The organism is Clostridia bacterium, assembly GCA_017438525.1.
In the GTDB taxonomy this organism is placed as follows: domain Bacteria; phylum Bacillota; class Clostridia; order Oscillospirales; family RGIG8002; genus RGIG8002.
The window spans coordinates 1-25,742 of sequence record JAFRVI010000087.1 but is presented as its reverse complement, the minus strand read 5'-3'; the positions used below and the strand labels follow the sequence as shown (position 1 = coordinate 25,742).

22 protein-coding genes and 4 tRNA genes are annotated in these 25,742 nt (G+C 58.2%); 6 read left to right on the top strand and 20 right to left on the bottom strand.

The genetic code is table 11. From position 1 onward, the window contains the following. Nucleotides 1–95, top strand: a 95-nt coding sequence (locus tag IJL83_08145; GenBank protein MBQ6553563.1) for a 30S ribosomal protein S20, incomplete at its 5' end; no start/stop codon positions are given. 124 nt (nucleotides 96–219) lie between these two features. On the opposite strand, the gene IJL83_08140 is transcribed toward IJL83_08145, so the two are convergent. The 7 genes from IJL83_08140 to IJL83_08110 all read right to left on the bottom strand — a co-directional run bounded on the left by IJL83_08140 (nucleotide 220) and on the right by IJL83_08110 (nucleotide 9,212). Further along, on the bottom strand, nucleotides 220–1,287 hold the full coding sequence (locus IJL83_08140; protein ID MBQ6553562.1) for a PTS sugar transporter subunit IIC: 1,068 nt from the start codon (nucleotides 1,285–1,287) through the stop codon (nucleotides 220–222). Between the two features lie 30 nt (nucleotides 1,288–1,317). Then, nucleotides 1,318–2,223: a hypothetical protein gene (locus IJL83_08135; protein ID MBQ6553561.1), complete on the bottom strand. Its 906-nt coding sequence runs from the start codon at nucleotides 2,221–2,223 to the stop codon at nucleotides 1,318–1,320. A gap of 55 nt (nucleotides 2,224–2,278) precedes the next feature. Next, the gene (locus IJL83_08130) at nucleotides 2,279–3,097 is read right to left on the bottom strand and encodes a helix-turn-helix transcriptional regulator (GenBank protein MBQ6553560.1); all 819 of its coding nucleotides are present in this window, start codon (nucleotides 3,095–3,097) and stop codon (nucleotides 2,279–2,281) included. 190 nt (nucleotides 3,098–3,287) lie between these two features. Next, nucleotides 3,288–3,548: a preprotein translocase subunit SecG gene (gene secG, locus IJL83_08125; GenBank protein ID MBQ6553559.1), complete on the bottom strand. Its 261-nt coding sequence runs from the start codon at nucleotides 3,546–3,548 to the stop codon at nucleotides 3,288–3,290. 145 nt (nucleotides 3,549–3,693) lie between these two features. After that, nucleotides 3,694–6,642, bottom strand: a complete 2,949-nt coding sequence (locus tag IJL83_08120) for a hypothetical protein (GenBank protein MBQ6553558.1) — start codon at nucleotides 6,640–6,642, stop codon at nucleotides 3,694–3,696. A gap of 48 nt (nucleotides 6,643–6,690) precedes the next feature. Further along, on the bottom strand, nucleotides 6,691–7,665 hold the full coding sequence (locus IJL83_08115) for a hypothetical protein (protein MBQ6553557.1): 975 nt from the start codon (nucleotides 7,663–7,665) through the stop codon (nucleotides 6,691–6,693). Between the two features lie 17 nt (nucleotides 7,666–7,682). After that, a complete protein-coding gene (locus tag IJL83_08110) occupies nucleotides 7,683–9,212 on the bottom strand; it encodes a DUF4445 domain-containing protein (protein ID MBQ6553556.1) in 1,530 nt (509 codons plus the stop codon). A gap of 100 nt (nucleotides 9,213–9,312) precedes the next feature. On the opposite strand from IJL83_08110, the gene IJL83_08105 reads away from it, so the two are divergent. The 3 genes from IJL83_08105 (at nucleotide 9,313) to IJL83_08095 (ending at nucleotide 11,358) form a co-directional block, all read left to right on the top strand. Next, a tRNA-Thr gene (locus IJL83_08105) sits at nucleotides 9,313–9,388 on the top strand. Between the two features lie 382 nt (nucleotides 9,389–9,770). Beyond that, nucleotides 9,771–10,262 carry an RNA polymerase sigma factor gene (locus IJL83_08100; protein MBQ6553555.1) on the top strand — a complete coding sequence of 164 codons (492 nt, stop codon included), beginning with the start codon at nucleotides 9,771–9,773 and terminating at the stop codon, nucleotides 10,260–10,262. Then, on the top strand, nucleotides 10,255–11,358 hold the full coding sequence (locus IJL83_08095) for a zf-HC2 domain-containing protein (GenBank protein ID MBQ6553554.1): 1,104 nt from the start codon (nucleotides 10,255–10,257) through the stop codon (nucleotides 11,356–11,358). Before IJL83_08100 ends, IJL83_08095 begins: the two co-directional genes overlap by 8 nt. A gap of 58 nt (nucleotides 11,359–11,416) precedes the next feature. On the opposite strand, the gene IJL83_08090 is transcribed toward IJL83_08095, so the two are convergent. The 3 genes from IJL83_08090 to IJL83_08080 all read right to left on the bottom strand — a co-directional run bounded on the left by IJL83_08090 (nucleotide 11,417) and on the right by IJL83_08080 (nucleotide 17,748). Then, nucleotides 11,417–13,234, bottom strand: coding sequence for a glycoside hydrolase family 127 protein (locus IJL83_08090; protein MBQ6553553.1), 1,818 nt, complete (start codon nucleotides 13,232–13,234; stop codon nucleotides 11,417–11,419). A 52-nt stretch (nucleotides 13,235–13,286) separates the two neighbouring features. Beyond that, nucleotides 13,287–16,076, bottom strand: coding sequence for a leucine-rich repeat protein (locus IJL83_08085; GenBank protein MBQ6553552.1), 2,790 nt, complete (start codon nucleotides 16,074–16,076; stop codon nucleotides 13,287–13,289). Between the two features lie 523 nt (nucleotides 16,077–16,599). After that, nucleotides 16,600–17,748 (bottom strand): tyrosine-protein phosphatase, encoded by a 1,149-nt coding sequence (locus IJL83_08080; protein ID MBQ6553551.1) that lies wholly within the window; start codon nucleotides 17,746–17,748, stop codon nucleotides 16,600–16,602. Nucleotides 17,749–17,961: 213 nt separating this feature from the next. Between IJL83_08080 and IJL83_08075 the strand changes: the two genes are divergently transcribed. Further along, a tRNA-Tyr gene (locus IJL83_08075) sits at nucleotides 17,962–18,046 on the top strand. A gap of 182 nt (nucleotides 18,047–18,228) precedes the next feature. Further along, nucleotides 18,229–20,019: a SpoIIE family protein phosphatase gene (locus tag IJL83_08070; protein ID MBQ6553550.1), complete on the top strand. Its 1,791-nt coding sequence runs from the start codon at nucleotides 18,229–18,231 to the stop codon at nucleotides 20,017–20,019. Nucleotides 20,020–20,082: 63 nt separating this feature from the next. Here IJL83_08070 and IJL83_08065 read toward each other — a convergent pair whose 3' ends face one another. The 10 genes from IJL83_08065 to IJL83_08020 all read right to left on the bottom strand — a co-directional run bounded on the left by IJL83_08065 (nucleotide 20,083) and on the right by IJL83_08020 (nucleotide 25,695). Further along, nucleotides 20,083–20,457, bottom strand: a complete 375-nt coding sequence (locus IJL83_08065) for a hypothetical protein (protein MBQ6553549.1) — start codon at nucleotides 20,455–20,457, stop codon at nucleotides 20,083–20,085. Between the two features lie 98 nt (nucleotides 20,458–20,555). Then, the gene (locus IJL83_08060) at nucleotides 20,556–20,849 is read right to left on the bottom strand and encodes a hypothetical protein (GenBank protein MBQ6553548.1); all 294 of its coding nucleotides are present in this window, start codon (nucleotides 20,847–20,849) and stop codon (nucleotides 20,556–20,558) included. A gap of 64 nt (nucleotides 20,850–20,913) precedes the next feature. Beyond that, a complete protein-coding gene (locus IJL83_08055; protein ID MBQ6553547.1) occupies nucleotides 20,914–21,294 on the bottom strand; it encodes a four helix bundle protein in 381 nt (126 codons plus the stop codon). A 279-nt stretch (nucleotides 21,295–21,573) separates the two neighbouring features. Continuing rightward, a tRNA-Trp gene (locus IJL83_08050) sits at nucleotides 21,574–21,649 on the bottom strand. A 3-nt stretch (nucleotides 21,650–21,652) separates the two neighbouring features. Further along, a tRNA-Ile gene (locus IJL83_08045) sits at nucleotides 21,653–21,729 on the bottom strand. A 111-nt stretch (nucleotides 21,730–21,840) separates the two neighbouring features. Further along, on the bottom strand, nucleotides 21,841–22,425 hold the full coding sequence (locus tag IJL83_08040; protein MBQ6553546.1) for an ABC transporter ATP-binding protein: 585 nt from the start codon (nucleotides 22,423–22,425) through the stop codon (nucleotides 21,841–21,843). Further along, nucleotides 22,412–23,206: an ABC transporter permease subunit gene (locus tag IJL83_08035; protein ID MBQ6553545.1), complete on the bottom strand. Its 795-nt coding sequence runs from the start codon at nucleotides 23,204–23,206 to the stop codon at nucleotides 22,412–22,414. The genes IJL83_08040 and IJL83_08035 overlap by 14 nt, the downstream gene beginning before the upstream one ends. Beyond that, the gene (locus IJL83_08030; protein ID MBQ6553544.1) at nucleotides 23,181–24,200 is read right to left on the bottom strand and encodes an ABC transporter substrate-binding protein; all 1,020 of its coding nucleotides are present in this window, start codon (nucleotides 24,198–24,200) and stop codon (nucleotides 23,181–23,183) included. The genes IJL83_08035 and IJL83_08030 overlap by 26 nt, the downstream gene beginning before the upstream one ends. Nucleotides 24,201–24,287: 87 nt before the next feature. Next, the gene (locus tag IJL83_08025) at nucleotides 24,288–24,935 is read right to left on the bottom strand and encodes a Crp/Fnr family transcriptional regulator (protein MBQ6553543.1); all 648 of its coding nucleotides are present in this window, start codon (nucleotides 24,933–24,935) and stop codon (nucleotides 24,288–24,290) included. Nucleotides 24,936–25,095: 160 nt separating this feature from the next. Beyond that, nucleotides 25,096–25,695: a sortase gene (locus tag IJL83_08020; protein MBQ6553542.1), complete on the bottom strand. Its 600-nt coding sequence runs from the start codon at nucleotides 25,693–25,695 to the stop codon at nucleotides 25,096–25,098. Nucleotides 25,696–25,742 lie beyond the last annotated feature (47 nt).

Here is a 25,742-nt window from a genome sequence, read left to right as displayed (position 1 = left end):
CGATCGACCAGGCCGCCGCGAAGGGTATTCTCCACAAGAACACCGCCGCGAACAAAAAGTCCGCCATCATGAAGCGCGCGAACGAGAATAAGTAAAAACGGTTTTTTCCCGTATAGCAAAAGCACGTCTTGCGGCGTGCTTTTTGTTTTATCTGTATGGCCGCAGGTATGCAAAATGGACGCTCATTGAGCGTCCTTTTTCATTGCGTGTTATTCCGTGTCAGATATCAAGCAGCATATCGCCCTGCTTTATCCAGCCGAGCTTGCGCATGATCTCCGAGAAGAGCAGCGAAAGCGCCGCCGGCGCGACGACGAGTATCGCCGCGATTATCAGCAGCGACGACCAGACGGGCTGACCCGCGTTCGCCATCTCGGTATAGGTCATTATCGGGCCGACGAGACCGGCGGTGCCCATTCCGGAGCCGATGGCGTTGCAGGGCAGCTTGATGAGCAGGGTCGCGACCGGGCCGAGGATCGCGCTCGCGAGCGTGGGCGGTATCCATATCAGCGGATGCCTGATTATGTTCGGCATCTGCAGCATCGAAGTGCCTATCCCCTGCGCGAAGAAGCCGCCGAGCTTGTTCTCGCGGTAGCTCGAAACGGCGAAGCCGATCATCTGGCAGCAGCAGCCGACGACTGCCGCGCCCGCGGCTATGCCGCCGAGGCCGAGCGAAATGCCTATCGCCGCCGAGGATATCGGGAGCGTCAGGCAGAGCCCCATAACCACGGAGACGACTATGCCCATGACCAGCGGATGCTGTTCCGTCGCCCAGTTGATGAAGCCGCCGAGCGCGGTCATAAGCGCGGAGATGGGCGGCCCGAGAAGCAGACCGACCGCCGCTCCGACGGCGAGCATCGAAAGCGGAGTGACGAGGATATCTACCTTCGTCTTGCCGGAAACGAGCATTCCGACGCCGATCGCCGCCATGACGGCGATGAAGGCGCCGAGCGGTTCGCCCGGGCCGGAGAGGACGACCTTGCCGCCGTCGAGCAGCGTACCCTTCAGTATCGCGCTCGCGAAGGCGCCGATCATTCCGACCGCGCCGGCGGTTATGACGTCAAGCGGCGGGCGCTTGAACTTGCACGCCACGCCTACGCCGATGCCGGCGCCGGTGACCGCCTTCGCAACGGAGGCGACCGAGTTCAGCCAGTCGCCGAACGCGCCGCCGATATAGCTCGCGATCTGCCCAACTATCGTGCCGACGATGAGCGTGGCGAAGAGGCCGAGCGCCATTCCGGAAAGCCCGTCTATAAATATCAATGAAAGTACTTTTTTGACCTTTTGCATTGACGTTGCTTCTTTCTTATGCGTTCGGAGTTACTCCTGCTCCGTTTTATTCTTTTTCTTCATTATCGCGATGACGGCGATCACGCCCGCGATAACGACCGCCGCGCCGCCCGCGATGCAGCCGATGAGCAGCCAGTTGAGCTTGCCGCCGGCTTCACCGGAGGGCTCACTACCCTGCGCGGGATCTTCGGAGGAGGCGGGAGTATCGTCGGGTTTGACTTCTTCTTCGACGGCCTTCCAGGTGTCCGGATCGTTCTTCACGCCGTTCTCAACGTCTGCGGCGGGAATGGCGATCTTTGAATCCTCGTTGATATAATAATCGCCGCCGGTGACGCTTTCGCCGCTCAGCGGATTCTTATACTCCGCGGCCTGCTCGTCGGTGAGCTTGGAGGGAGTGATCTCGGTAGCGCCGCCGTCGCCGTTCCAGACGACGTTTCCGGCGCCGCTGATGATCAGCTTGCCGTCGACGCTCTGCGAAGCGATCTCAACGTCGTTCTTGCCGTTGAACTCGGTCAGCTTGCACTTCGTTATCTTCAGCGGGACCTCGGTGATGCCGCCGGGATAGTTATCCGCGATCTTGAACTCAATCGTGGCGATAACGCCGTTCTGGGTGACGTTGCTCACGCTTCCGCCGACTACGGCGACCACCTTTTTGCCGTCAACGGTGAGGTTGGGCATATAAAGCGACATATTCATAACCTTTTTCGCTTCAACGGCGGTCACGTATTCGCTGTCGTAGGAAACGTAGATGGTGTAGCTCGAGAACTGCGCGCAGTCCGAAATGCTCACGTCCACCTTGACGGTTTCGCCGGGAGCGGCCTGCGCGCTGCTCACGGTTACGGTCGCGACGCCTTCGGCGGCGGCGGATATGCCGAACGCACCGAAAACGAGTGAGATTGCGAGAACTAACGTAATAAACTTTGCGATTCTTTTCATAGCGGTTTCTCCTTTTTGATAGGATATTATATTCGTATTATTATTTTATGAACGGTCACGAACGTCGCGCCGCGTCTCTGTAGCGTTTGGGCGGCATACCCACGCGCGGAGAGAAATGATGATAAAACGTCGACAGGTTGTCGAATCCGCATTCAAATGATATTTCCATAACGTCCATACTGCTGTTTTTCAGCAGTTTGCAGGCGTAGTTGATGCGCATATCGACGATGTAATCGGAGATATTTTTGCCCGTAACGCTTTTGAAAAGACGCGAGATGTATTCTCTGCTCTTGCCCGCGAGGGCGATTATCTCGTTGAACGGCTTGGTAAAAATATAGTGGCGCGACAGCAGCATATAGTACTCGATGAACCAGTCCGGCGGCGTTTCAAGCCAATCCGGCAGCTCTGTGCGGATAACGAAGCACTCATAAATCACCTGCGCCGCGATGAGACGCAGAAGCACCTTGTCCGCGGGGTCCGCGGAAGCCGGAAGCATCATATCGCGCTCCGTCTTGTTTCGCTGTATCCCGCGCAGCCGCACGACCGGCGGCTCCTCCGCTTCCGCGGACGCGAGGTATCCTCCCGCGAGGAATGAGGATATGTCCGCGAGCACACCTTCGCCGAAGATCAGCGCGCAGACACGGGTATCCGCGCCGGAACGGCTGAAAAAGAGCAGATCGTCCTTTTTGCGCAGGAAAACCACATCCCCCTGCCCGAACTGACACTTTTTGCCGTTCAGGGTACAAAAAACGATCCCGTCGGAAACGAAAAGCAGACGGCAGCAACGCCTTCTTCCGACGGCTTCGACGTAGTCGCTGATAGAGGAAACCGGTATATATCTGATTTCATTTTCAAATGAACTGCCGTGCGGCATCGCGCACCTCCGACGCAGATCGCGTACTGTTTCTATGTCTCAATTTATCACGAAATCAGAAAATAGTCAAGCGTTTTCACATTTATTTCATATTCGCGGATGCGCGAAATCCCGCAGATTATGCCGAATATACAAAAATCCCCCTCCGCCTTGCAGCAGAAGGGGATTTTTCCGTCATTGTGATTATCTCTTATTTCGAGAACAGGTAAACAAGGTTCAGCACCACGACGAGCACTATAATAAGACCGGCCATATAAGGAGTGGCCTTTTCGAGCTTTTCATCTATGGTACGGGCGCGTTTCTTATCCTTGCCGCCGAAGAGCTTATCAGCGCCGCCGGCGATGGTGCCGCTGATGGACGCGCTGCGGGCGCTCTGAAGCAGGACGACCGCCACGACCGCTATGCAGGTGACGAGAACTATCGCCGCTATAATAATTACGAACCAACTCATATTATATCTCCGTTCCGCCGCCTATGACGGCAAAGTTTTGTTGTATTTGCGCCGTTTTCACGACAAGCTTTGTTATCTTATCACAGTAAGTCGGGTTTGTCAAGAGATTTTTTTACTTTTCTTGCGCCCGTTTTCACTCTTTCATTCAATAGCCGACCACGATGGCGTATATCGCCGATTCGCCGCGGAAGCTCGGCGTCAGCGAAAGCTCGCCGGATGCGGCGTCACCCAGGTAAGCGACAACCGCGTTGGTAGAGTAGGGCTCAAATCTGAGCGTTTTAGACTTGTTCTTGCCGAACGCCTTGATAAGCATCGCGGCGTTGTCGTTGCCGGAACAGTCTCCGTAAATGACGATTACGCTCCTGCAGTCAGTCAGATCGAACTTCAGCGAACCTCTGCCGGTCGAGGTCTTCCAGCAGGAAGCCCAGTTCGGATCCGCGCTCTCCGCGGGGGTGTAGACGCTGAGCGACTTCGGAGTTGTGGTATCCGGAGTAAGCAGCTCGAGATTGATAAATCTCAGCGCCGTCGCCGCTTCGGGCAGTCCGCAGGGCTCTTTTCCTGCGGAGGCGTAAAGCCCGTAGATCGCCGCTTCCGTTATCATTCTGTTGCTCAGTGCGGTCAGGCGTCCGTTATCGAGACGTATCTCGCGATTCGCGTAACCGGCGGCGAGCGCGGAGTTTATGATCATATCGGCGTCGGCGCACGGCAGTCCGTAAGCGGCCGCGATCTCGGCGCGGGCGGCGTTCAGTTCGCTGTCGCCGGTCGCGAGGACGCAGACGACCGCGGGAGCGTTCTCCGCCGTCAGCAGCTTGCGGATCAGGGATTCGTAAGCTTCCTTGTCCTCATCAACGGTGAGCCCGTCGGAACCGACGTTAAGTATCACGGCATCGACGCCGAGCGATACTATGTTATCCGCCAGAGCGCAGGCGGTGAGCAGCGTATACTTTCCGGAGGAGCGGACGTCGGCGTAACCGGCGCCGAAGACGACCTCCCAGACGTGTCGCGCCATATCAACGTCGCCGCCGATGACGGCGATCCTGCTGACGCCGGACGCGGCCTTATCGGCAGCCGCGACGACGGACGCCGCGGGCGCGGCGGGCGTCACCGCCTGCTTCAGATTGTCGCCGACGAAGCGGAAATCCGGCTCGTGCGGCGGAACTGCCGGGCCGCCGGCTTCCTCAAATTTTATTTTCGTTTCCTCGCCGCCGACGGAAAGCTCAAGGCCCTCCGACGCTCCGGCGACCGCGGTGAAAACGTATTCGTATACGCCGTTGGAGACGCTTTCGCTCTCCGGCTCGGCGGTGTTCAGCTTGATTCCTCTGCGGGAGCTTCTGTAGGGGTCTCCGGCCAGCTTGCCGCTGATCTCTTCCTTCGGAACGGAAGCGCGGACGCGGACGTATACCTTCTCTCCCTTTGCCGGAACGAGATTTGCGGCGTAGCCGCTGCCGTCGAGCGACAGCTTGGCGGAGATCAGCTTCGCGCCGAGGTCGATATTTTCAAAGTACGCGGCGTCGCCGATTTTGGAAACCGCTTCGTTCAGCGCGGCGGCGGCGGAATTAAGCTCCGCGGGCGCGGCGGCGTCATCTATCAGCTCCTGCGCCTTGGCGGCGAGGATACCGAGCGCGCTGCGTTCGTTATCGGTCAGTCCGCTGCCCGCAAGGGCGGCGTTCGCGGCGTCAACTGCCTCCGAAAGCGCTGCGGTCGGCGAAGCCATACCCGCGACGATCTCTTCGATCTCTTTGCAGAAGCGTTTGGGGTTTCTGCCCGTGGAGTGCCAGTCGGCGGCCGTCCGCTTCGCGGAGGCGATCGTTTCGGCGTAAGCACCCGCCGTGTCGAGAAGCTCGAGCTCCTCGGCGGCGGCGAGCAGCTTATACTCCCAGTCGCCGTAGAAGCGCTCTTCGATAGCGTCGGCGAGGTGGTGATATTCCGCGTAGCTGTACGCTTCGGAAGGATGCCCGCCGCTGCCGGTGTATTCGGGCTTTTCGTAATAACTCGGCATACGGATGAAAGTCGCGCCAATCTCGTCTATCTCGCAGAAGCGGCGTGCGACCTCCGCGACGTTGTCGCAGAAGGTGTATCTCGTGCCGGTCTCCTGATCGGTGAAGGTACGGTCGTCCATCATATTGTGAAGCAGGAAGAAGCTCGCTTCCGGATAAACTTCACGCAGCTTGCCGAGGAATTCCATATACGCGCCGATATAAAGTTCGCGCGACATATCGTCTTTCCAGAACCACATATCGTTAGTGCCGAGCGCGACGGTAACGACGTCGGCCTGGCGGTCGGCAAAGCCGGTCCAGATATGGCTGGTCTTCATTGAAATGAAGTTCCAGACTCTCGGGATAATTCCGTTTCGGTCGGCGTTGTAACCCTGGTACATTCCCCAGCCGCTGATCGCGCAGACGTTTGCGTCGGCGCCGAAGTGTTCGGCGGTGACGTAGGCGTAGGTTGAGGTCGCGTCGTTCGTCCTGAAGGTGTAATCCGATTCGTTGCCGAGAGTTCCGTGTCCGGCGGTGATGGAGTCGCCGTAAATATCCATTATCAGCTGATCGGGATCGTAGACCGGGTCGAGAAGCGCCGCGCCGGTGCCGGTTATCGTCGCTGTCACGAACTGGATCTGGTCATAGAACGACTGCGTGGTGAGCAGCACGCGGACGTAATGCTCGCCCTCGCCGAGATTATCGGCGACGGTATAGGTTCCGGAACCGTTGGTGATATTGAAGCGCAGGGTGCGTTCGCCGTCGACCCAAACCTGAAAATACGGCAGCTCGTTGCTGTTGCGTATGCTGCACGACATGGCAAGAGTAAGCTTCGTGCCGATGAAACGCACGCCGATGCCGGCGCCTTCCCAGTACGCGAAGACGGTGTTGGCGTTCGGCTCCTGTCTGCCGTAAACGCGAACGTTGCTGCGGTTGATGGTGTAGCTTCTCGCCGCGGCGTATTCCGGGCCTGCGCCGTCTCCCGCTTCGGTCGGTACGGCGTTGACTTCGCCTTCGGCGGCCGGAGCCGCCTGCTGCTGCGCCGTCAGCGCCGACGCGCCGATCATGCTGCCGAGCAGAATCGCGGCCATTATCACAAGCGTTATTATCCTTTTCATATCTATCCTTCCTTTCGTTGCAGTCTGGAAAGCTTATTCACTGAAACATCATACCTGACGCTCTATCGCGGCGATATAGCAGGCCGCGACGTCCCTGCCCCACGCGCCGCTCGGATGCCCGTAGCTGCCGGCGTAGTCGCGGTGTCCGGTCTTGGGGATGTCGACGCGGACCGCGCCGACGGAGTCGGTCTCGGAAAACAGCTTCGCCGCGTCGTCAAGCGCGGGCACGGCGGCTTCGGTGGTGCTGCAGTATATCTTCGCGCGCGGAGAGACGGCGCGGAGCTTGTTGAAGAAACGCAGGTACGCGTCGCGGAGCGTTTCGCGCTCGACGGGGTTGGCGGTGTCGTTCGTGCCGAGCATTACGATGATATAGTCCGCGTCGCGGGAGGCGACGTCGTACTTCTCCTCCGTCGCCATGGTAGTGCAGTCGAAAACGCGCGGGATGTTGGAGGGCTCGTCGCCGCAGTAGCCGCGGAAGATGCCCCAGCCGCTTATCGCGGTGTACTGCCCGTCGCCGCCGAAGTGCTCGACGATGCGGTAGGCGTGCGCGAGGGTGGAATCCTGCCAGTCGCTGTCGGGGCCCGGCCAGCCGGGGATCGTGCCGACGCCGCAGGTCAGCGAGTCGCCGTAGCAGTCGAACTTAAGCTGCCCGGCGGGCGCTTCCGGCGGCGGGAGGATCTCGCCGTCCGTCTCGGCGGCGAGGAAGGCGAAGGGATGCCACTGCGTTTCGCTCACAAGCAGGATCTTCGCGGTGTGCTCGCGGTCTTCAAGGCCGTAGGCGGCGACGTAATCGTCCTCGCCGAGCTTGGTCTTGATGCGGGCGCGGCGCTTGCCGTCGATCCAGACCTGCAGGAACGCCTGCTTGATCTTCTCGGTCGAGGTCGAGCGGACGGAAAGCACGAGCTGCGTTCCGCGGAAGCGCAGTTCTATTCCGCTGTTTACCCACGACACGTCGATCCCGTCCGGGAGGACTCTGTAACGCCCGAGGATACGGGCAGTCTCGGCGCTTATCGTTTTTTTCATTCGGTATCACCCTCGTTTTATATTTTTGGGAATAGCATATGCTCCATGAATTTTTCGCTGAACGACGGATCCCCGTCGAGCTGTATCGTACTCGCCTTCGTGACGGCGGTCTCGAGCTCCGCGAGCGCCTCCGGGAAAAGCAGCGTGCGCACCGCGCCCGCTCCGGCGCAGTTGCCGAGCGCGCGGACCTTCTCCGCCGGAACCTCCGGCAGCAGTCCGAGCGCGAGCGCGTTGCCTTTGTCGAGCCCGGCGCCGAAGCCGCCGGTAAGCAGAACTTCATCAAGATCCGCGGCGGTCAGCCCCGCTTTTTCAAGCAGCGTTTCCGCTCCGGCACGGACGGCGGATTTCGCGAGCTGCAGCTCCCGCACGTCCTGCGGCTGAAGCGTCACGCCCTCGGCTATTTCATACGGCTCCGCGAGGAAGCCGCTTTCGTCGATCCTCCCGAGCCGCCTCAGGCAGGCGACGGCGTCGATAAGTCCGCTTCCGGCAAGTCCCACCGGGAATGTGCCGCCGATGGTCTTCGGAACGACCTTCCCGTTATCGAGCGTTACGCGGTTTATCGCACCCGGCACGCCTCCGACGCCGCAGCTGATGCGCGCGCCCTCGAAGGCGGGGCCGGCGGCGGTCGAACAGCAGGTCAGCTTCCCGCCGGAAGCGAGCACCATTTCGCCGTTCGTGCCGAAATCTATGAAAAGTACGTTTTTATCCGTTTCGTGAAGTCCCGCGGAGACGATTCCGGCGGTCACGTCGCCGCCGACGAACGCCGAGACGCAGGGCAGCAGGAACGCGTTCGCCTCCGGCAGTTCGAAGCCGAGGTCGGTCGCCTTGTGAAAGCTGCCGAAAAGTTCGTCCGCCTCAAACGGAGCGGCGGAAAGCGCCTTCGGGCTTCTGCCGGTCAGCAGATAGAGCATCGCGGTGTTGCCCGCCACCGTAAGCGAGCGCAGACGGTTAACGGGTATGCCGCGCTTTTTGCCGAAGCCGGCGAGCATTTCGCTTATCTGGCCGACGGCGAGGTCGCGGGCGCGCTTGCTCCCGTCGGGATTGTTAAGGCAGTATTCGATGCGCGAGATGACGTCCGCGCCGAGCGACTGCTGGCGGTTGACTCCGCTGACGACGCCGACTCTGCGGCGCGTTTCGAGCGAGTAGACGTATATCGCGATGGTGGTCGTGCCGAGGTCGACGGCGGCTCCGAGCCCTTCCCAGCAGGACGGGAAGCAGTCGGGCGAAGCGTCGCCGGTATCGGTCAGCACGCTGTATTCCCCGTCGTCGGGAACGGATACGGAGGCGTCGCCTTCGATACGCGCGGAGCACGCGAGGCGCGCGCCGGCGGCGATTTCTTCGGGCGTGAGTTTTTCTTTTTCCGCCTCGGTAACCGGCGAAAGCGCGCCGGACGCGTTCACGCGGCATTTGCCGCACAGCTCGTGTCCGCCGCAGAACGCGGGGATGAAAATGCCGGCGCGGCGCAGCGCGGCGAGAATGCTCTCGCCCTTTTCGGCGTCGCATATGACGGTTTTACCGTTCTTTGTAACAGTCAGAGCAGTCTTCAAATTTTCTTCCGGCCTTTTCAATTTTGTTGTTGACATTTCGCTGATTTTATTATAATATATATCCGTTCGGATTTCAATAGGAAATTTGATTTCCGCGCGCGCTGGTGTAGCTCAGCCGGTAGAGCAGCGCATTCGTAATGCGCAGGTCGGGGGTTCAAATCCGTCCACCAGCTCCAAATAATACTGAAGGGGACCCTGTTGGGTCCCCTTCAGTATTATTTTATGTATAATTGTGAACGGATTTGAAACGAGCTCTGATTCGCCGCAGGCGAATCAGCAGCAAAGCGCCGGGGGCGCTTTGCGCAAGCGAGAAGAAAATCCGTCCGCCGCGCGCGAGCGCGGCAGGGGCACGCGCGGCAGTTCTGTCATTCCGAGCGAAGCGAGGAATCCCCTTCCTTCCGCAAGCACCCTGCAAATCGCGGGGGATCCCTCGGCGGAACGCCTCGGGATGACAGACGTGCGCGTCCGCCGGCTCCCTTGCGTTTTTCTTTTTACTATGTTAATATTATTGTAAGATTATCCCGCTAACCGAGTCTCTTTTACGAAGGAGGTGGAAAAGTGACGCAGTTCGAACAGGTCTATCGCGAATATTTCAGCGACGTCTACGCCTATATCCTTAAGCTCTCCGGCAGCGCGGACACGGCGGAAGAGATCACGAGCGAAACCTTCTTCAAGGCGCTCGGCGCGATCGACGGCTTCCGCGGCGACTGCGAGATACGCGTCTGGCTCTGCCGCATCGCGAAAAACTGTTACTTCTCGCACCTCAAAAAGTCAAAACGCCTCGCCCCGCTCGACGCCGAAGCCGAACCCGCCTCCGCCGCCGCGGTAGAAGACCTCCTCGTCGAAAACGCCGAGGCGGAGCGCGTCAGAAGCGCCCTTCACCTGCTCCCCGAGCCGTATAAAGAAGTGTTTATGTGGCGCGTTTTCGCGCAGATGAGCTTCAGACAGATCGGCGAGGTCTTCGGCAAAAACGAAAACTGGGCGTGCGTCACCTACCACCGCGCGCGAAAAATGATCCTTGCGGAAATGGAGGATGAGAATAATGAATAAAGACTGCAGCATCGTCAGAGATCTGCTCCCGCTTTACGCGGAGGATATGGTCGCGCCCGAGACCGCGGACTTCATCGCGGCGCACGTCGCCGGATGCGAGGAATGCGAGAAGGAGTACGAAACGGTCAAAAGCGGCGCTTCCCCCGCCCCCGCGCCGGAGGCGGAAAAAGCTCCGCTCAAAAGCATAAAGAAAGCGATAATCAGGAAACGCATACAAGCGGTCATACTCACCGTCGTGCTCGTCGCGGCGCTGTTCGCAACGGCGTTCGCCTTCCTGACTACGCGGGAATACCTCTCATACGAGGAAGCCGTCGCGGACATAAAACAGAGCGGAGGCGATCTGAGCGCGGAAGTCACCTTCACCGACCGCGTGACCGGATACGACTACGTCTTCACCGACGAGCCCGAGACCGACACCACCTCTTCCGGCGAACACGGCTGGGTCTGCCGCCTCGAAGCGTGGACGACGCCGTGGGACAGACTGTTCAACCGCAAGGCCTCGCCTGCGACGATAGCGAGGAACACCTCCGACGCCGACGGCGCGTTTTCAGTCATTTTAGTCAACAACTCGGACACTAAGATAATTACCAACGCATACGGAAATATAGTCTTCAAATCGGTCGACGAGGAAGGCAATCCTATCTGGAAAAATTCCGCGCCTCCCGAAGACGCCTCCGGGCACACCGTTCAGTTCGGGTACGTGCTAAACGCCCACCCGTTCAGTCTGTACTACACCCCGAACGACGGAAGTGAAGACGTTTTCGTCTTCGGGCTCAACCGCGCCGGCGGTACGCAGACGCTGCCCCGCCTGACGCTGAACTATTACTTCTACGGCGCGCTCGGGCTGCTCGCGCTGCTGATCGCCGCGGCATTCATATTCCGCAGGCGCGAAACGGCGCGGAAATGGCTCGTCCGGCTCGCGTTCCTGCCGCTTTCATACGTTGCCGCGCACCTTATCGTCAAGGGCTTCGGCGGCGCGTCGTACGCGCTGATGCGCGATTTCACGCTGATACTGCTCATCGCCGTGCTTCTCTTCTGCGCGATGCTCGTCGCGCATAACATTTTCCTCTTAAAGAAAGAGATGAAGTCCGTATAGCGTGAAATATAAGAAAACGCTTCCGGCGCGCAGCCGGAAGCGTTTTTTATGCGCTCGTTTATCGGATAAGCGGCAGCTCGGTGACGCGGAGCTTCGCGCAGCCGTAAGGCCAAAGCTCGACGGGTACGGCCTCGCCGAAGGGGACGCGGGAGCGCGGCTCCTTCGCGCAGACGGAGGTGTAGCCCTCCTCGAAGCCCCAGTCGATGCGCCGCGCCTTCGCTTTCAGCGCCACAGGCGGGCGCGCGGACGAAAACGGCGTTTCACCGACGCCGCGGAAATCAACCTCAAAGCCGTCCGCGAGCGCATACTGCCACTCGCTTTTCGGCAGATATTCGTAGTCGCAATAGGGATATTTCCGCTCGACGCCGTCGCGCTCGTATTCGCGCATACGCTTTTCGTAAGCTATCGGCAGCGCGAAGACAAGCGGCCCGCGCTTCACGCTGACGAGCCCGTGCGGACGGCGCAGCAGCTCCGTTCCGACCTCCCACCGCACGCGCAGAACGCGCCTTTCCCCCGCGGCGAAGCGGACGCGGAAAAGCCCGTCCGCCTCCGGCGTCACGGCCGCGCCGTCGACGAACGCCGCCCTGACGTATGACGGCGCGCGCAGCGCGAGCGCGAAGGGCGCCTTCGCCTCAACCGTGTAAACGAACTCCGTATCGAACGGATAGTCGGTTTCAAGCTCTATACGGCAGATATCGCAATCGAGCCGCGACGGGACCGGAACGGCGCTGACGACCTCGCCTTCGCCGCGCATGAACGCCGAAAGCGCGAGCTTCGGCCAGCCCTGCCCGAAATTCGCCGTGCAGCAGCCGTAGTTCGGCTCCAGCCCGAAAATGTGCGCCTCGCAGTTGTTGGTGCGGAACACCGGTCTGCCGGGGAATCGCTCGCAGGCGATCTGGTTGCTCTGCTGATCGTACTGGTGCGCCCACATATCGTCGCTGAACGCCGCCGGGAACGCGTTGAAGGCGATAAGCTCGAGGCGTTCCGCCCACTTCTCCGCGCCCGTGCGGGCGTAAAGCTGCTCACAGGAATACATCAGCTCCGCGACAGCGCAGAGCTCCGTGCCCTGTATCGCGCTCAAGCCCGAAAGTATCTCGTCGCCGGTGAAGACCCCTACGGGCGTGCCGTTGAAGCGGTCGAGGATATCGAGGAAGCGGTCGGCTTCGCCGAAGTATTCCTCTCCGAAAAGCTCGTGCGAGACCGCCTCCGCCTTCAGCGCCATCGCGACGTTGACTATATGCGTATCGTAATTCCACGCCTCCGCGGGAGCTTCCCACAGCGGCGTTTTTTCCGCCCACTTCACGCCCTGCTCACGAAGCAGCGCGGCGAGCTCCTTCAGCCACGGCTCCGGACGGCGCGAATGGATATACTCTATCGCCGCGCAGCCCTCGAACCAGCGGTAAGCGCCCCAGTCGAAGAGCTTGACCGCGCCCGAGGAAAGCAGCGCGTGATAGTTTTTCAGCAGCTTGTAAAGCGCGGCGTCGGCGCGTTCGTCGCCGCTGCACCGCGCCCATACGGTCAGCGCCTTCGAGATCAGCAGGATCGCCCAGGAGTCGTAGTTCGCGGCGTCCTCCTCCGGATGCGGACATATCCAGCCGGACGGCTTCTGCGAAGCGAGGATCGCGTCGATATAACGCTTCGCGCGCGCGATCATCCCCCCGTCTTCCAGCAGGAAGGCGAGCGGAATGAAGCCGTCCAGCCAATACGGGACGCGCTCCCAGCCCTCGGCGGAGCCGCCGATCCACGCGCTGTCGCGCACGTCGCGCCAGACCTCGTCGAGACGGCCGCCGAGGCCGTCCGCCTGTATGCGAAGCTGACGCTTCAGCCACCCCGCGGGCTTTATTTCATTCGGTGTGAACCGCTGAAAGCGATGCATGTTTCCCCTCCGTAAAAACAACTCCCCCGCTTGCGCGAGGGAGCCGCCGGTTTTACAGCGAATCGACGAGCCTTGCGGCGACGCGCAATATCGCAAGGGCGTCAGAAACCGTAATCGCACCGTCACCGTCGATATCGAGGATGAGTAGGTCCTCGTCGGTCGGCACTACCAGTTTCGCCGCGATACGCAGCGCCGCGAGCGCGTCGGAAACGGTGATCTTCCCGTCGCCGTCGGAGTCGCCTTTTGCAACCGCCGCCGGACCGTTGACCGTCACCTCAAACGAAGCTTCAAAGCCCTCGTAAGCTATAACTACCGTCTTGACGCCGCCCCACTGACTGTCGAATCCGGAAACGCTTACTTCGCGCGAGGCGCTCTCCCCTTCGATAACCATACGCGTAACGCCCGCAACGGTGATCAGATTAGCGTATTGATAAGTGTCGTTATTATAACTCAACATCAGCCTGCCGCCGGTGAGTTCGAGTGCTTCTCCCGCCTCGTAGACCGTCTTGTTCGGCGTCTTGGCAACGCTTATGCCGACAATCTCTTTGTCGACTATTTCAACCTCGAACGCCGCGCTGTGCCCCTGATACGTGACAGTAACGGCGCAAGCGCCGGCGAACCGGTTATCGAATCCGCTGACGGTGAACGGCGCGACGGAGAAATCGTCCGCGAACATCAGATTCGTCTGCCCGTCGTTATAGACCATGTACGCCTCGCGCGTCGTATCGTTATCGAAGTATATCGTGATCGCGCCACCCGAAATATCGAGCTGATCCTTGTCGACGAGATAGCGCAACTTCGCCGGAAGCTTTGTCAGCACAATATCTGTAAGAGAGGCGACCGGTATCAACCTCGTCTCACGCAACCCGCAGGATGAGCAAGCCCTTGTTTCCTCGCCTTCGGAATTATATGTATTCGGAACCGTAATCCTCCATTCGCTCCATTCGTGTGGAAGGGGCATAATCTCACGCACCTCATACGCTCCGCATACATTACAAATATGCTTCTTTTCCCCAGAGGCGGCACAAGTCGCCTGACTGATATAATCCCATTCACCCCATCTGTGTCCAAGCGGATTGATCGATCTGGTATCATACTTTCCGCAAAGGGAACAAACGCGCATCTTTTCGCCTGCTTCCGTGCATGTTGGCTCTGCAGTGGTCTCCCATTCGCTCCATTCGTGCGGATAACAAGTCTCCAGCTCATACTGGAACCCCTCATCAGCAGCGTACCTGTGAGCGTATGAATTCTCAACAACCGTTAAGATGACGTCGAGCGGTTTGTATCCACCGTTACTATAGTAATGGAACGCGTGTTCACCGATGCTCGTCACGCCGTTGCCTATCGTCACGCTCGTCAGACGCTTGCAGCCGTAGAACGCATAATTACCGATGCTCGTCACGCCGTCGGGTATCGTTATGCTCGTCAAGTCGGTGCAGCCGTAGAACGCGCTGTCGCCGATGCTCGTCACGCTGTCCGGTATCGTTACGCTCGTCAGACCGGTGCAGCCGGAGAACGCCAGATCGCCAATGCTTGTCACGCTGTCCGGTATCGTCACGCTCGTCAGACCGATGCATCCATAGAATGCACGACTGCCGATGCTCGCAACGTCGCTGCCTATCGTCACGCTCGTCAGACCGGTACAGCCGCGGAACGCGTGTTCACCGATGCTCGTCACGCCGTTGCCTATCGTCACGCTTGTCAGACCGGTGCAACCGTAGAACGCATAATCGCCGATGCTCGCAACGCCGTCGCCTATCGTCACGCTCGTCAGACGCTTGCAGCCGTAGAACGCACCCAAGCCGATGCTCGTTACGCTGTCCGGTATCGTCACGCTCGTCAGACCGTCGCGCCAGCCGAACGCATAAGAGGCAACACCAACCGTACCGTTTTTTATCGTATACGCTCCAGATATACCGTTTTTTGCTTCTATAAGCCAGTTGTCGATATAGAGAACATCGTCTTCCCAATTAGCCTCATTGTTATGGTATCCGGTATTATAGAACGCATACCGGCCGATGCTCGTCACACTGTTCGGTATCGTCACGCTCGTCAGGCCGGTGCAGTCGCAGAACGCATGACCGCCGATGCTCGCAACGCCGTCGCCTATCGTCACGCTCGTCAGACGCTTGCAGCCGTAGAACGCATAATTACCGATGCTCGTCACGCCGTCGGGTATCGTTACGCTCGTCAAGTCGGTGCAGCCGTAGAACGCACCCAAGCCGATGCTCGTTACGCTGTCCGGTATCGTCACGCTCGTCAGACCGGTGCAGCCGCGGAAGGCATAATCAGCTATACCAACCGTACCGTTTTTAATCATATACACTCCGGATTTATTGCTTTTAGACTCTATAAGCCAAGTACCAATATAAAGTACATCGTTTTCCCAATTAGTCTCATTGTTATAGTATCCGGTATTGCAGAACGCATACCTTCCGATGCTCGTCACGCCGCTACCTATCGTCACGCTCGTCAGACCGGTGCAGTCCTCAAACGCGTGTTCACCGATGCTCGTCACGCCGTCGGGTATCGTTACGCTCGTCAAGCCGGTGCAGTAGTAGAACGCCTTTTCGCCGATGCTCGTCACACCTGATCTGATAGTTACCGTTTTTATTCCAGAACCCCACGGCCCCACCGTTGAAGAGAAATAATTATTCATCGTTCCCGTGCCGCTGATGATGAGATTGCCGGCAGAGTCGAGATTCCACGTCAGATTATCTCCACACTTACCGCTTTCGGCGGTTGCGGCTGAGACGGAAATAAGCCCCGTCGGGAGCAACGCAATCATCATCGCCGCGGCGATGATGATTGAGAGAGTTTTTGTGAGAAAGCGTTTATTCATAGGGCTTTTCCTCCGGACGAGAATAGTAATAGTTATTTAGATATATTGTAGCACATAACAGGGATTTGTCAAGTGATATGCGGATTAAACGGCAAGATTGCAAGGACGTCATACTGAGCAGCAGCGTCGGGAGGCCTCCCCTGTGTAAGGGGAGGTGGATTGCCGGACGCGGAGCGGACGGCAAGACGGAGGGGTTGTCGTAATTACGCGGCAGGCTGAACGACAGCTAACAACCCCTCAGTCATTTTTGCTCCGCAAAAATAACAGCTCCCCTTACACAGGGGAGCCGAGTGTGCCGACTTCGTCGGCAGTTATATTATCGCTGACGCGATAGTGGTATTTGCCCTTCGGGCAAGTGGTATTTACGCTGCGCGTCAGTGGTATTGCCGCTGCGCGGCAGATTCACTCCCTCCGTCATTTTTTGCAAGCAAAAAATGACACCTCCCTCGTCTGAGGGAGGTGCCCGGGCGCTTCTTCACTTGGGAATTCACCGCTTGAGCGTGGGAGCCGGCGCTTATTCTTCTTATTTGCCGAGCATTATCTCGACGATGGTATCGAGCTGTTCGTTCGTCATGCCGATGCTGATTAGGTAGTTGCGGATGCGGTCGCTCAGGCGCTCGCCGCCGAACTTCTGCAGGCGGTCGATGTAGTTCGTGATCGCTCCGCCGTCGCGGGATCCCCAGATCTCGCCGTAGTTGGAGAACATATAGTCGCGATACAGGGATTCCTCGCTGACGCCGAGCAGGCCGTTGAGCAGGAACGCAACGCAGCCGGTGCGGTCGGTGCCTATCGCGCAGTGGAAGAATATCGGGTAGTTGTCTTTATCCGCGAATACGTCGAACGCCGCCTTTATTTCAGGCGCGTTTATCTCGAGGATGTTACCGTCGTAGCTCATCGGGCAGTTGTAATAGTTGACCTTCTTGCCGAGCACGCTCTTTGTGATCTGGCCGTTCTCGCCGTTTTCGGCGACGCGCAGGTCGAGCTCCGACTTGACGCCGAGCTCCTCGAGCATCGTCTTTTTGCCCTCGTCGGTAACTCTGGCGCGGACTTCGCCGGGCTTGCCGTCGCTGATCGTGCCGCAGCGGAAGATGAGCCCCTGCTTGACGACGCGGCCGCTCTCGGTGGGCCAGCCGCCCATGTCGCGGAAGTTCGTCACGCCGTCGACGTACAGGTTGCGCGGGCAGTCGGCCGAAACAGTGAAGCTGCGCACCGCGGAGGTGTAGGACTGCTCCGTCTTTTCGTCGCCCTTGCCGGAAGTGAAGACCGCGGTGACGGTCCAGTAGTAAGTCGTGCCTATCTTAAGGTTGGTTATCTGGATGGTATTATACTTGCTCTCGTATTCCTTCGGCTTGGACATATCCTCTTTTTCGGAGAGGTTGACGATATATTTGCCCGCCTTGCCTTCGGCGCCGGCGACGGACCATTCGAGCGTTACCGGTACCGGCTGGCTCAGCTCGAGCATTCCGACCGCGTAGTCGGTAGCGCTCAGGTAATCCTCGCCCTTCAGGTATTTATTCTGGATAGACGTGTGTATGCCGACGTCGTTGCCGGGATCGGTCACGGTGAACGTGACGACGTCCTTTTCCGCCGCCGAGCTGCTTCCGCAGCCGCTGAAAACCGCCGCGCAGAGCGCGAGGCAAAGTATGAAGCCGAGCATTCTCTTGAGTTTCATATAAGTCCCCTCCGTTGATGAGTCTTCATTTATTATATTAGCATCGCGGCGGCGCGATGTCAACACCAAGCGCGGAAAAACAGCATTTTTCGCGCGCGCTTCACGCGGTGAGAAAAAGAAAGGCAAATATTTTGAAAATTAACTATTGACATTTCGCGGCGGCGACTGTATAATAGTTTTCGCTGTCTTCACCGACGGCGCGAAACTGAATATGGGAGAGTTCCCGAGTGGCCAAAGGGGGCAGACTGTAAATCTGTTGTCGATGACTTCGATGGTTCGAATCCATCCTCTCCCACCAAAATCAAAGCCCCGCCTTTTGGCGGGGCTTTGATTTTGGCGGGATCAAGAGGACGGAAACGAGCTCCTCCTTCTTCCGCCAAATTCTCACCCCGCAAACAGCTAATATCTTGACACTTATTCCCGATTATGCTATCATTCGACTATACGGTTCCTACCCGCCCACTACAACGAGGTAACAACATGAACGCTAAACACAAAAAACGGAACATCAGTCTTCTTGTCGAAGTTGCGGCGATATTTCTTATCGGCGTTCTTATAACCGGCGCGCTGACGTATATCTGCGAGACCTACCTCTACAACAACAGCGTCAAGAAACAGACCGAGCTGCAGGCCTCCGAGATCGCAGAGGAAACGAGGCGCGCGGTAAACGAGTATCCCGCGAGTCAATGGCTGATCAAATACTGGTATGAGCATCCGGACGAACTCGATATCGAATACGACGCCGAGTACGCCGCGGACACGCTTACGGCGGAAAAGTGCCGCGTTTTCTCACAGCGCCATCCCGATATGGAGCTGCGCTATATGACGGACGCCGACTGCGAGGCCCTTCCCGCCGAGGATCAGAAGCTCTACGCCGAGATAATATACTCCTTCCTGATAACCCGCGTCGATCAGATCAAGCAGTCATATCACGTCGATTTCCTTTTCTGCGTCGTATCGGAGGAGCCGTTCGACAAGCAGTTCTTCCTCTTCAGCGCCGCGGACCCGGGCGCCGTCAGAGGCACGAACTACGAGGAGGTCTACCCACTCGGCAACGTCGTCTCCGTCGCGGAAAGCCAGACCGAAGCGATGCGCGGCGCGCTTCAGAAATCCAGCCACCTCGCCGACGCGGGCAACTACGTCGACTACTACTCGACGCTGACTTCCTTCGACGGCCACAGCGTTATTCTCGGCCTGACCTACGGCCTTTCCGCGCTCAAAAGCGATATCGAAGCGCAGACTCGCACCGGAACCGCGATGGCGATCCTCAACCAGCTCGTCCTTTCCGCCGTCTGTCTGCTGCTGATCTACCTCGTCGTGCTGCGCCCGATCAAAAAGGTGCAGCACAGCATTCGCGATTACAAGACCACGAAGGACAGCGGCGCAGTGTCGAAGGATCTCGCGGGCGTTCGTCTTCGCAACGAGCTCGGGCAGCTCTCGGAGGACGTTACCGATATGGCGCGCGAGATAGACGACCACATGGAAAAGATAAAGACCATCACCGCGGAAAAAGAGAGGATCGGCATGGAGCTCGAGCTCGCCAGCCGCATCCAGTACGCGATGCTCCCGAACGTCTTCCCCGCCTTCCCCGAGCGGCATGAATTCGACCTCTACGCCAGCATGGATCCCGCCAAGGAGGTCGGCGGCGACTTCTACGACTTCTTCATGCTCGACAACGACCACCTCGCCGCGGTCATCGCGGACGTCTCCGGCAAGGGGATACCCGCCGCGCTATTCATGATGATAACCAAAGCCCTAATCAAGAACACCGCGATGACGGGGCTTTCGCCCGCGAAGGTACTGGAGCTCGTCAACAAGCAGATTGCCGCGAACAACCCCGAACAGATGTTCGTAACGGTCTGGCTCGGGATCCTCGAGATCTCCACCGGCAAGCTCACCGCCGCGAACGCGGGCCACGAGTATCCCGCGCTGAAGGAGCCGGACGGCGCCTTCGAGCTGGTCAAGGATAAGCACGGACTCGCCGCCGGAGCGATGGACGGCATGCGGTATAAGGAATACGAGCTGCAGCTGCGCCCCGGCTCTAAGCTCTTCGTCTACACCGACGGGGTGCCGGAGGCCACCGACGCAGGCGAACAACTGTTCGGCACCGACCGTATGCTCGCCGCGCTGAACTCCGAGCCCGACGCGGATCCGGAAGGATTACTGCGCAACGTGCGCGCGGCGGTCGACGGCTTCGTGAAGGAAGCCGAGCAGTTCGACGATCTGACGATGCTCTGCCTCGAATACAGGGGCGGCGAAAAGAATCAGTAAAGCAAACGCATCAAAAAAGGCACGCCCTTTGGCGTGCCTTTTTTCTTTGAGTTTATTCGATTATTACGCCTTGGCGAGAACGTACTCGTAAGTAAGATCGTTTTCGGGATCGCCGTTGAAGATGTCGATCTTGCCGTCCTTCAGCGTGCCGGTGTAATCGTTCGTGAGGCCGAGGAAGGTCTCTGTCATCGTGAAGGTCTCGCCTTCGAGTTTCCAGGTCAGCTCATAGCTGGTGCCGTCGGTAGTGCGGGTGCCGGTGCCGTCCTCTTTCAACTCGAGGGTAAACTCCTCGTCCGTTATCCATTCCGTATCGCCGACGAACTTGCTCTGCTGGCACTTATAGGTGCCTGCCGCGTCCTTCATCTCCTGCGATGCGCCGCACGCGACGAGCATCAGCGCCATAACGAGCGCCATAACGACAGCTATCGTCTTTTTCATTGTGATTATCTCCTTGTCGTGAATTTGGATACGCCGACTCGTCGGCTTCCATCGTGATTATAGCATACTATGATTTGAAAAAAATGTCAAGAGGAGAACTACTCAAAAGGAAGATACAGCGGAGCGGCTTCAATGATGAAGTGAGCGGCTTGTATATCATCTGTTGCGTGATGATTATCAGTCACGCTGATACAGACGTCACCTGTTGACAACGGCACAAAGATGTTTCTGTCACCAAAAACGACGTATTGTACGCCCGTATATTGTACAACTCCTTCCTCATACTCTATCGGGATTGTTTCAAACGGCTTCTCAATATCAACACCTATACCTTGCAGCTGCTCATCAAACAAAGGGTACGAATCTTTAACCTTTTTATATAGTTTCTGCAATAGTCACATCCGCAAATATCCTCAGGCTTCAGCGCGGTATAATATGCCTTGGGTTTTTCGACGTTCATACATGTTCGCCTCTGACGTCATTATGCTTCAAGTGAGATTTTGCAGTGGAGCATGAAGCAACGAGCATTATACGGATAGACGCACATTGATTATCCAGTGTTTTGTATGTGTTTTCATCTATATAATTCGTTTTATAAAGCAAGTCAAGCCAATAGCCCGTTTCGTTTGCTTCTTTAAGCGCGATTTGAAGCTTGGCGATAAAATCCGGTTTCCCGTGAGCGTACTGCGCTTCTCGGATGTTCGCACCAATCGACGTGCCGGAGCGCCCGATCTGATTTGAAATTATCGTTTCATGCTTTGCTTTCAAGTCTTTTACAAGATTGATGACGGACACTGCGAAACCCATTGACTGAATTGAAAGTTCATCATTGCGCATACAATCACCTCTAATAATTATAATAGCATATTTGCGCGAACTAATCAAGGAGGAATGAGATAAAGGGAATTATAATGAAGACGGGCTTTGCCCTAATGAAGTCACTCGCATTCGCTTGTTAATGAAGACGGCGGCGGTGGCACCTAATGAAGCGAAGTCGCCCGATTCTCTCATTTCTCTCATTCAATTCCTTCATTAGCGAAGCGTCTTCATTCCTTCATCAGCCCGCTCGCGGGCGACTTCATTAAAAAAGCACTTGCCGAAGCAAGTGCTTTTTTCTGGCAGGGGCAGAAGGACTTGAACCCTCGGCACGCGGTTTTGGAGACCGCTGCTCTACCAACTGAGCTATACCCCTGTATGGTGGGCCTTCAGGGACTCGAACCCCGGACCGACCGGTTATGAGCCGGTTGCTCTAACCAACTGAGCTAAAGGCCCTTATCGGTTCAGCGCAGCCAATGATATTTCAAAGACCGACTTCACCGACGTTCATATATAATACCACCGTTCCGGCGAGTTTGTCAAGCGTTTTTTTCACTTTTGCGCCATTTATTCGGCGGCGTCCGGATCCGGCTCCGAAAGCGTCAGTATATCGTCGGTATACTCCGCGACGAATTCGGCGTCGTGCGCGACGGTTATGACGGTTTTGCCCTTCATTTTCGCGAATATCAGCGCCGCGGCGCGCGCCTTCATATCCGGGTCGAGCCCGTTGAACGGCTCATCGAGCAGAAGCACGTCCGGCTTCGCGCAGAGCGCCCGCGCGATCGCGACGCGGCGGCTCATTCCACCCGAAAGCGCCGCAGGGAACGCGTCCGCCTCCCCCGCGAGACCGAGCTCCGAAAGCAGCTCGCGGGCGTACGCCCCGTCGCCGTCCTCGAGCTTCACATTCTCGAGCACGGTGCGCCACGGCAGCAGGCGGTCCTCCTGAAAGACCGCGCGGACACGCGCTCCTTCCGTCTCCACTATCCCCTCGTCCGGACGGAGCAGACCGCATATCAGCCGCAGCAGCGTCGTTTTGCCGACGCCGGATCTGCCGGTGATAACGTAACGCACGCCCTCCCCGAACTCATACGAGAAGCCGCGCAGCACCGTCTTATCGCCGAACGCCTTCGTCACGTTTTCAAACCTTACCATAGGCGGTGCTCCTTCCCGCAGTGCTGCGCTTGAGCAAATACGAAAGCAGCCACTCGAGCAGCATGCTGATTATTATTACGCAGAGGGTCCACGCCAGCATCTCCGGCGTTTCGAGATAGATCTTCGCGCGGTAGAGCATACCGCCGACGGCGTATTTCGGCGCCGCGAGCACCTCCGCCGCGACCCCCGCCTTCCAGGCGAAGCCGAGCGAGGTCAGCGCCGCCGGAACGAAGTACGGCTCGACGCTCGGCAGGTACACCTCCCGCAGCGTCGCGCGGCGCGAAAGCCCGAAGACCTTCGCCATCTCCAGCAGCTTCACGTCGGTTTCCTCGATGCCCTTGAAGGTGTTCGCCCAGATTATCGGGAAGACCATCAGGAAGGAGATCACGGTCGGGATATACTCATTCTCCGCGAAGAAGAGCAGCATTATGATGAAAGACGCCACCGGAGTCGCCTTTATCACGCTCATCATCGGGCTGAAAAGCGTGTACGCGACGCGGCTGACCTTCGTCAGCACGGCGAAGGCGGCTCCGACGAGCACTCCGAGCGCGAAGCCGCAGAAGATGCGCAGCGCGCTCATCGCCACCGTCAGCCAGAACCCGCCCGTTCCGGCGAGGCGGAAGAGCGTTTTAAAGACCGTCAGCGGCGGCGAAAGCACTATATTCTGGTTTATCAGCACAGCCGCAAGCTGCCATACCCCCAGCCAGAAGGCGGCTGTGAGTATGACGACCGCGGTTTTCTTCAGTTTCGGATGCTTACTTTGAGTAGTAGAAGTCCTCATCGGGCAGCGCTCCTCCCACGGAAGCGGGGTTGTAGTCGAAGAGTATCTGATAGAATCCGGCGATCTGCGTCTTCATCTCCGCGCCGGAGATGAAGGTCAGCCCGCAGTTCGGCAGCGCCTTTTTCGCGACGGCGGCCTTCGGGATTATGCCGTAGGTCTCGCAGAGCGCGGCGGCGGAGTCGAGGTTCGCGGCGTCGCTCATATATTCGATGGACGCCTTATACTCGCCGAGGAAGGCGTCGAGCGCGTCCTTGTGCTGCTCCGCGAAGTCCTTGCGGACGACGACGCAGCCCATCGAAAGCACGCTGCCGCCGTTTCCAGCAAGCGCGGCGGCCTTGTCCCACTCCTTCGTCAGATCGAGCGCGACGGACGCACCTGCGACCTGCGTCAGCGCGGCGGTGACCTTCGGCTCGGGAAGGACGGCTATCTGCGCCTTGCCGGAGGCGAGGTCGGCGATGACGGCGTCGTGCTCCGCTTCGTAGACGACCTCAACGTCGTTTCTGACGCCGTTGGAGTCGAGGATATAATTGAGAACGTACTCCGGAACCGCGCCCCGGCCGGAGGAGTAGACGGTCTTGCCCTTCAGGTCGGCGACGGAGGAAACGGTCGTTCCCTCCGCGGTCAGCACGTAGAGCACGCCGAGAGTATTCAGCGCGGCGAGCTTCACCTTGCCCTCGGTCTTTTTGTAAAGCACGGCGGCGAGGTTGGTCGGCACGGCGGCGACGTCGAGCTCGCCGCTGATTATCTTCGCGGTCACCTCGTCGGGCGCGTTGAAGACGGCGGCTTTGTAGTTGTTCGCCGTTTTGGCGGCGGCGTTGTCGTCGAGAAGCTTCGCGGCTCCGACTCCGGTCGGGCCGGCAAGAAGGCCGATACTCACGTCCGTGCGGACGGCGGGCGCGGCCGAGGAAGCGGGCTCCGGAGTCTTCGCTCCGCAGCCGGTGAGCGCGAGCGCGAACAGCGCAAGCGCGAGGATGATCGTTACGGTTTTTTTCATTTTTGGTTTCTCCTTTTTTGCTGATTTACGATAAGGGCAAAAGCCGATATTGACTGATTGGCGATAAGGGCAAAAGCCGATATTGTTTTAATAAACCTCTTTTATGCGTTCCTCATTAACCGAGATATAGCGCCCGTCGCGTTCGACGCAGCCGACGTCGGCGAGCGTATCGAGCGCGCGGTAGATCGTGGCGCGTCCGAGCGAAAGCTCCGCCGCGGCGCGGCTGACGTTCAGCGCGAAGCGCCCGCCCTTCTCCTCCGCCAGCGCAGCGAGGTAGCGCGCGAGTCTGCCCGCGGAATCCGCTCCGGCGCAGCGGCTGATGACGCCGTTGAGGAAGCGCACGCGCGCCGAGAGGAAGGCGATGAAGTTGCGGGCAAACGCCGGATCGCTTCCGAGCGCGGCGGCTACCGCGGACTTGTTGAAGAACAGCGCCGTGAGCTTAGTCTGCGCCGTTACGTCGGAATCCATTACTCCGTCGCCGCCGAAAAGCGTGGAAACGCCGGTCACGTCGCCCGCCTGAAGCGCGCGCATGACGACGCTGCCCTTTCGCACCTCCGCCCTGCCGGAGAGGATAACGATCAGGTCGTCGTTCACACCGCCGCGGCGGCAGACGGCCTCGCCGCGCGCGAACTCCGCGCGGCGCGTGCCGCCGTCCGAAACGAGCGCGGAAACGGCGCTTTCCGATACGCCGGCGAAGAGGGCGACATTTTTCATTATAAAGCTGACGTCGTTCATGTTACCGCCTCAAAACTGTATCATTTGAAACACTTCTGTATATAGTATAACCTTTTTTCCGGCTTTGTCAAGAGGAAATAACGAATTGTTCAAAAGCATAATAATAAAGACAGACCGGCTTTTACGATCTGTCTTTATGCTGTTTATTCTTTTAATGCGGTTACCGTCCTTCAGCGCGGACGCATCTGACAGCGATGCGGCTGACGCCGGAAGACGTGCACGTGAACAACGTCAGCGACCAATCGCCCTGTTGCATTTCCTCCGTTTGATGTGATGAAAGCATCTCTACGCAGTCGACAACATAATCCCGCCGCAAGCCGTCAGCGGAAATGAAAACGACACTTTCTCCCGCCGAAAGCTTACCAATGCCTCCGAAATGAGAAGCATAATTATGTCCGGCAATTACTATATCATTACCGTCAACTGTACCTGAATAAAGGCACGGCACTGATTTGAGGCGCTTTTCGCTGCATTCCGCACAAACAGGAAGTTCAAGCCCCAATGACGGTATGCAGACGATACCGATATACTCCTCTCCTTCAACTGTCACGCTGAACATACCGCGGTCATTACGCTGCAAAGCGGGAGAATGCACGGATACTATCTCCGCACGCAGCTTTTCCCCCACCCTGCGCGATGTCCTGCCCGCTGCGTCAGACTCCCAAATATTGAATACGGCAAGCGCGACAGCCGCGAGCAGGAACACAACGCCGGAAATGAAAAGCGCTCGTCTCAGGTGTTTGTCAGGCGTTTTATTCACATCGTTTCCTCTTTGCCGTAAAAACCGAAGCCAGTATCATCAGTATT

Coding starts and splice junctions, on each gene's coding strand:
- IJL83_08140 (MBQ6553562.1), bottom strand. CDS start 1,287: ATGCAAAAGGTCAAAAAAGTACTTTCATTGATATTTATAGACGGGCTT.
- IJL83_08135 (MBQ6553561.1), bottom strand. CDS start 2,223: ATGAAAAGAATCGCAAAGTTTATTACGTTAGTTCTCGCAATCTCACTC.
- IJL83_08130 (MBQ6553560.1), bottom strand. CDS start 3,097: ATGCCGCACGGCAGTTCATTTGAAAATGAAATCAGATATATACCGGTT.
- secG (MBQ6553559.1), bottom strand. CDS start 3,548: ATGAGTTGGTTCGTAATTATTATAGCGGCGATAGTTCTCGTCACCTGC.
- IJL83_08120 (MBQ6553558.1), bottom strand. CDS start 6,642: ATGAAAAGGATAATAACGCTTGTGATAATGGCCGCGATTCTGCTCGGC.
- IJL83_08115 (MBQ6553557.1), bottom strand. CDS start 7,665: ATGAAAAAAACGATAAGCGCCGAGACTGCCCGTATCCTCGGGCGTTAC.
- IJL83_08095 (MBQ6553554.1), top strand. CDS start 10,255: ATGAATAAAGACTGCAGCATCGTCAGAGATCTGCTCCCGCTTTACGCG.
- IJL83_08090 (MBQ6553553.1), bottom strand. CDS start 13,234: ATGCATCGCTTTCAGCGGTTCACACCGAATGAAATAAAGCCCGCGGGG.
- IJL83_08085 (MBQ6553552.1), bottom strand. CDS start 16,076: ATGAATAAACGCTTTCTCACAAAAACTCTCTCAATCATCATCGCCGCG.
- IJL83_08080 (MBQ6553551.1), bottom strand. CDS start 17,748: ATGAAACTCAAGAGAATGCTCGGCTTCATACTTTGCCTCGCGCTCTGC.
- IJL83_08070 (MBQ6553550.1), top strand. CDS start 18,229: ATGAACGCTAAACACAAAAAACGGAACATCAGTCTTCTTGTCGAAGTT.
- IJL83_08065 (MBQ6553549.1), bottom strand. CDS start 20,457: ATGAAAAAGACGATAGCTGTCGTTATGGCGCTCGTTATGGCGCTGATG.
- IJL83_08055 (MBQ6553547.1), bottom strand. CDS start 21,294: ATGCGCAATGATGAACTTTCAATTCAGTCAATGGGTTTCGCAGTGTCC.
- IJL83_08040 (MBQ6553546.1), bottom strand. CDS start 22,425: ATGGTAAGGTTTGAAAACGTGACGAAGGCGTTCGGCGATAAGACGGTG.
- IJL83_08035 (MBQ6553545.1), bottom strand. CDS start 23,206: ATGAGGACTTCTACTACTCAAAGTAAGCATCCGAAACTGAAGAAAACC.
- IJL83_08030 (MBQ6553544.1), bottom strand. CDS start 24,200: ATGAAAAAAACCGTAACGATCATCCTCGCGCTTGCGCTGTTCGCGCTC.
- IJL83_08025 (MBQ6553543.1), bottom strand. CDS start 24,935: ATGAACGACGTCAGCTTTATAATGAAAAATGTCGCCCTCTTCGCCGGC.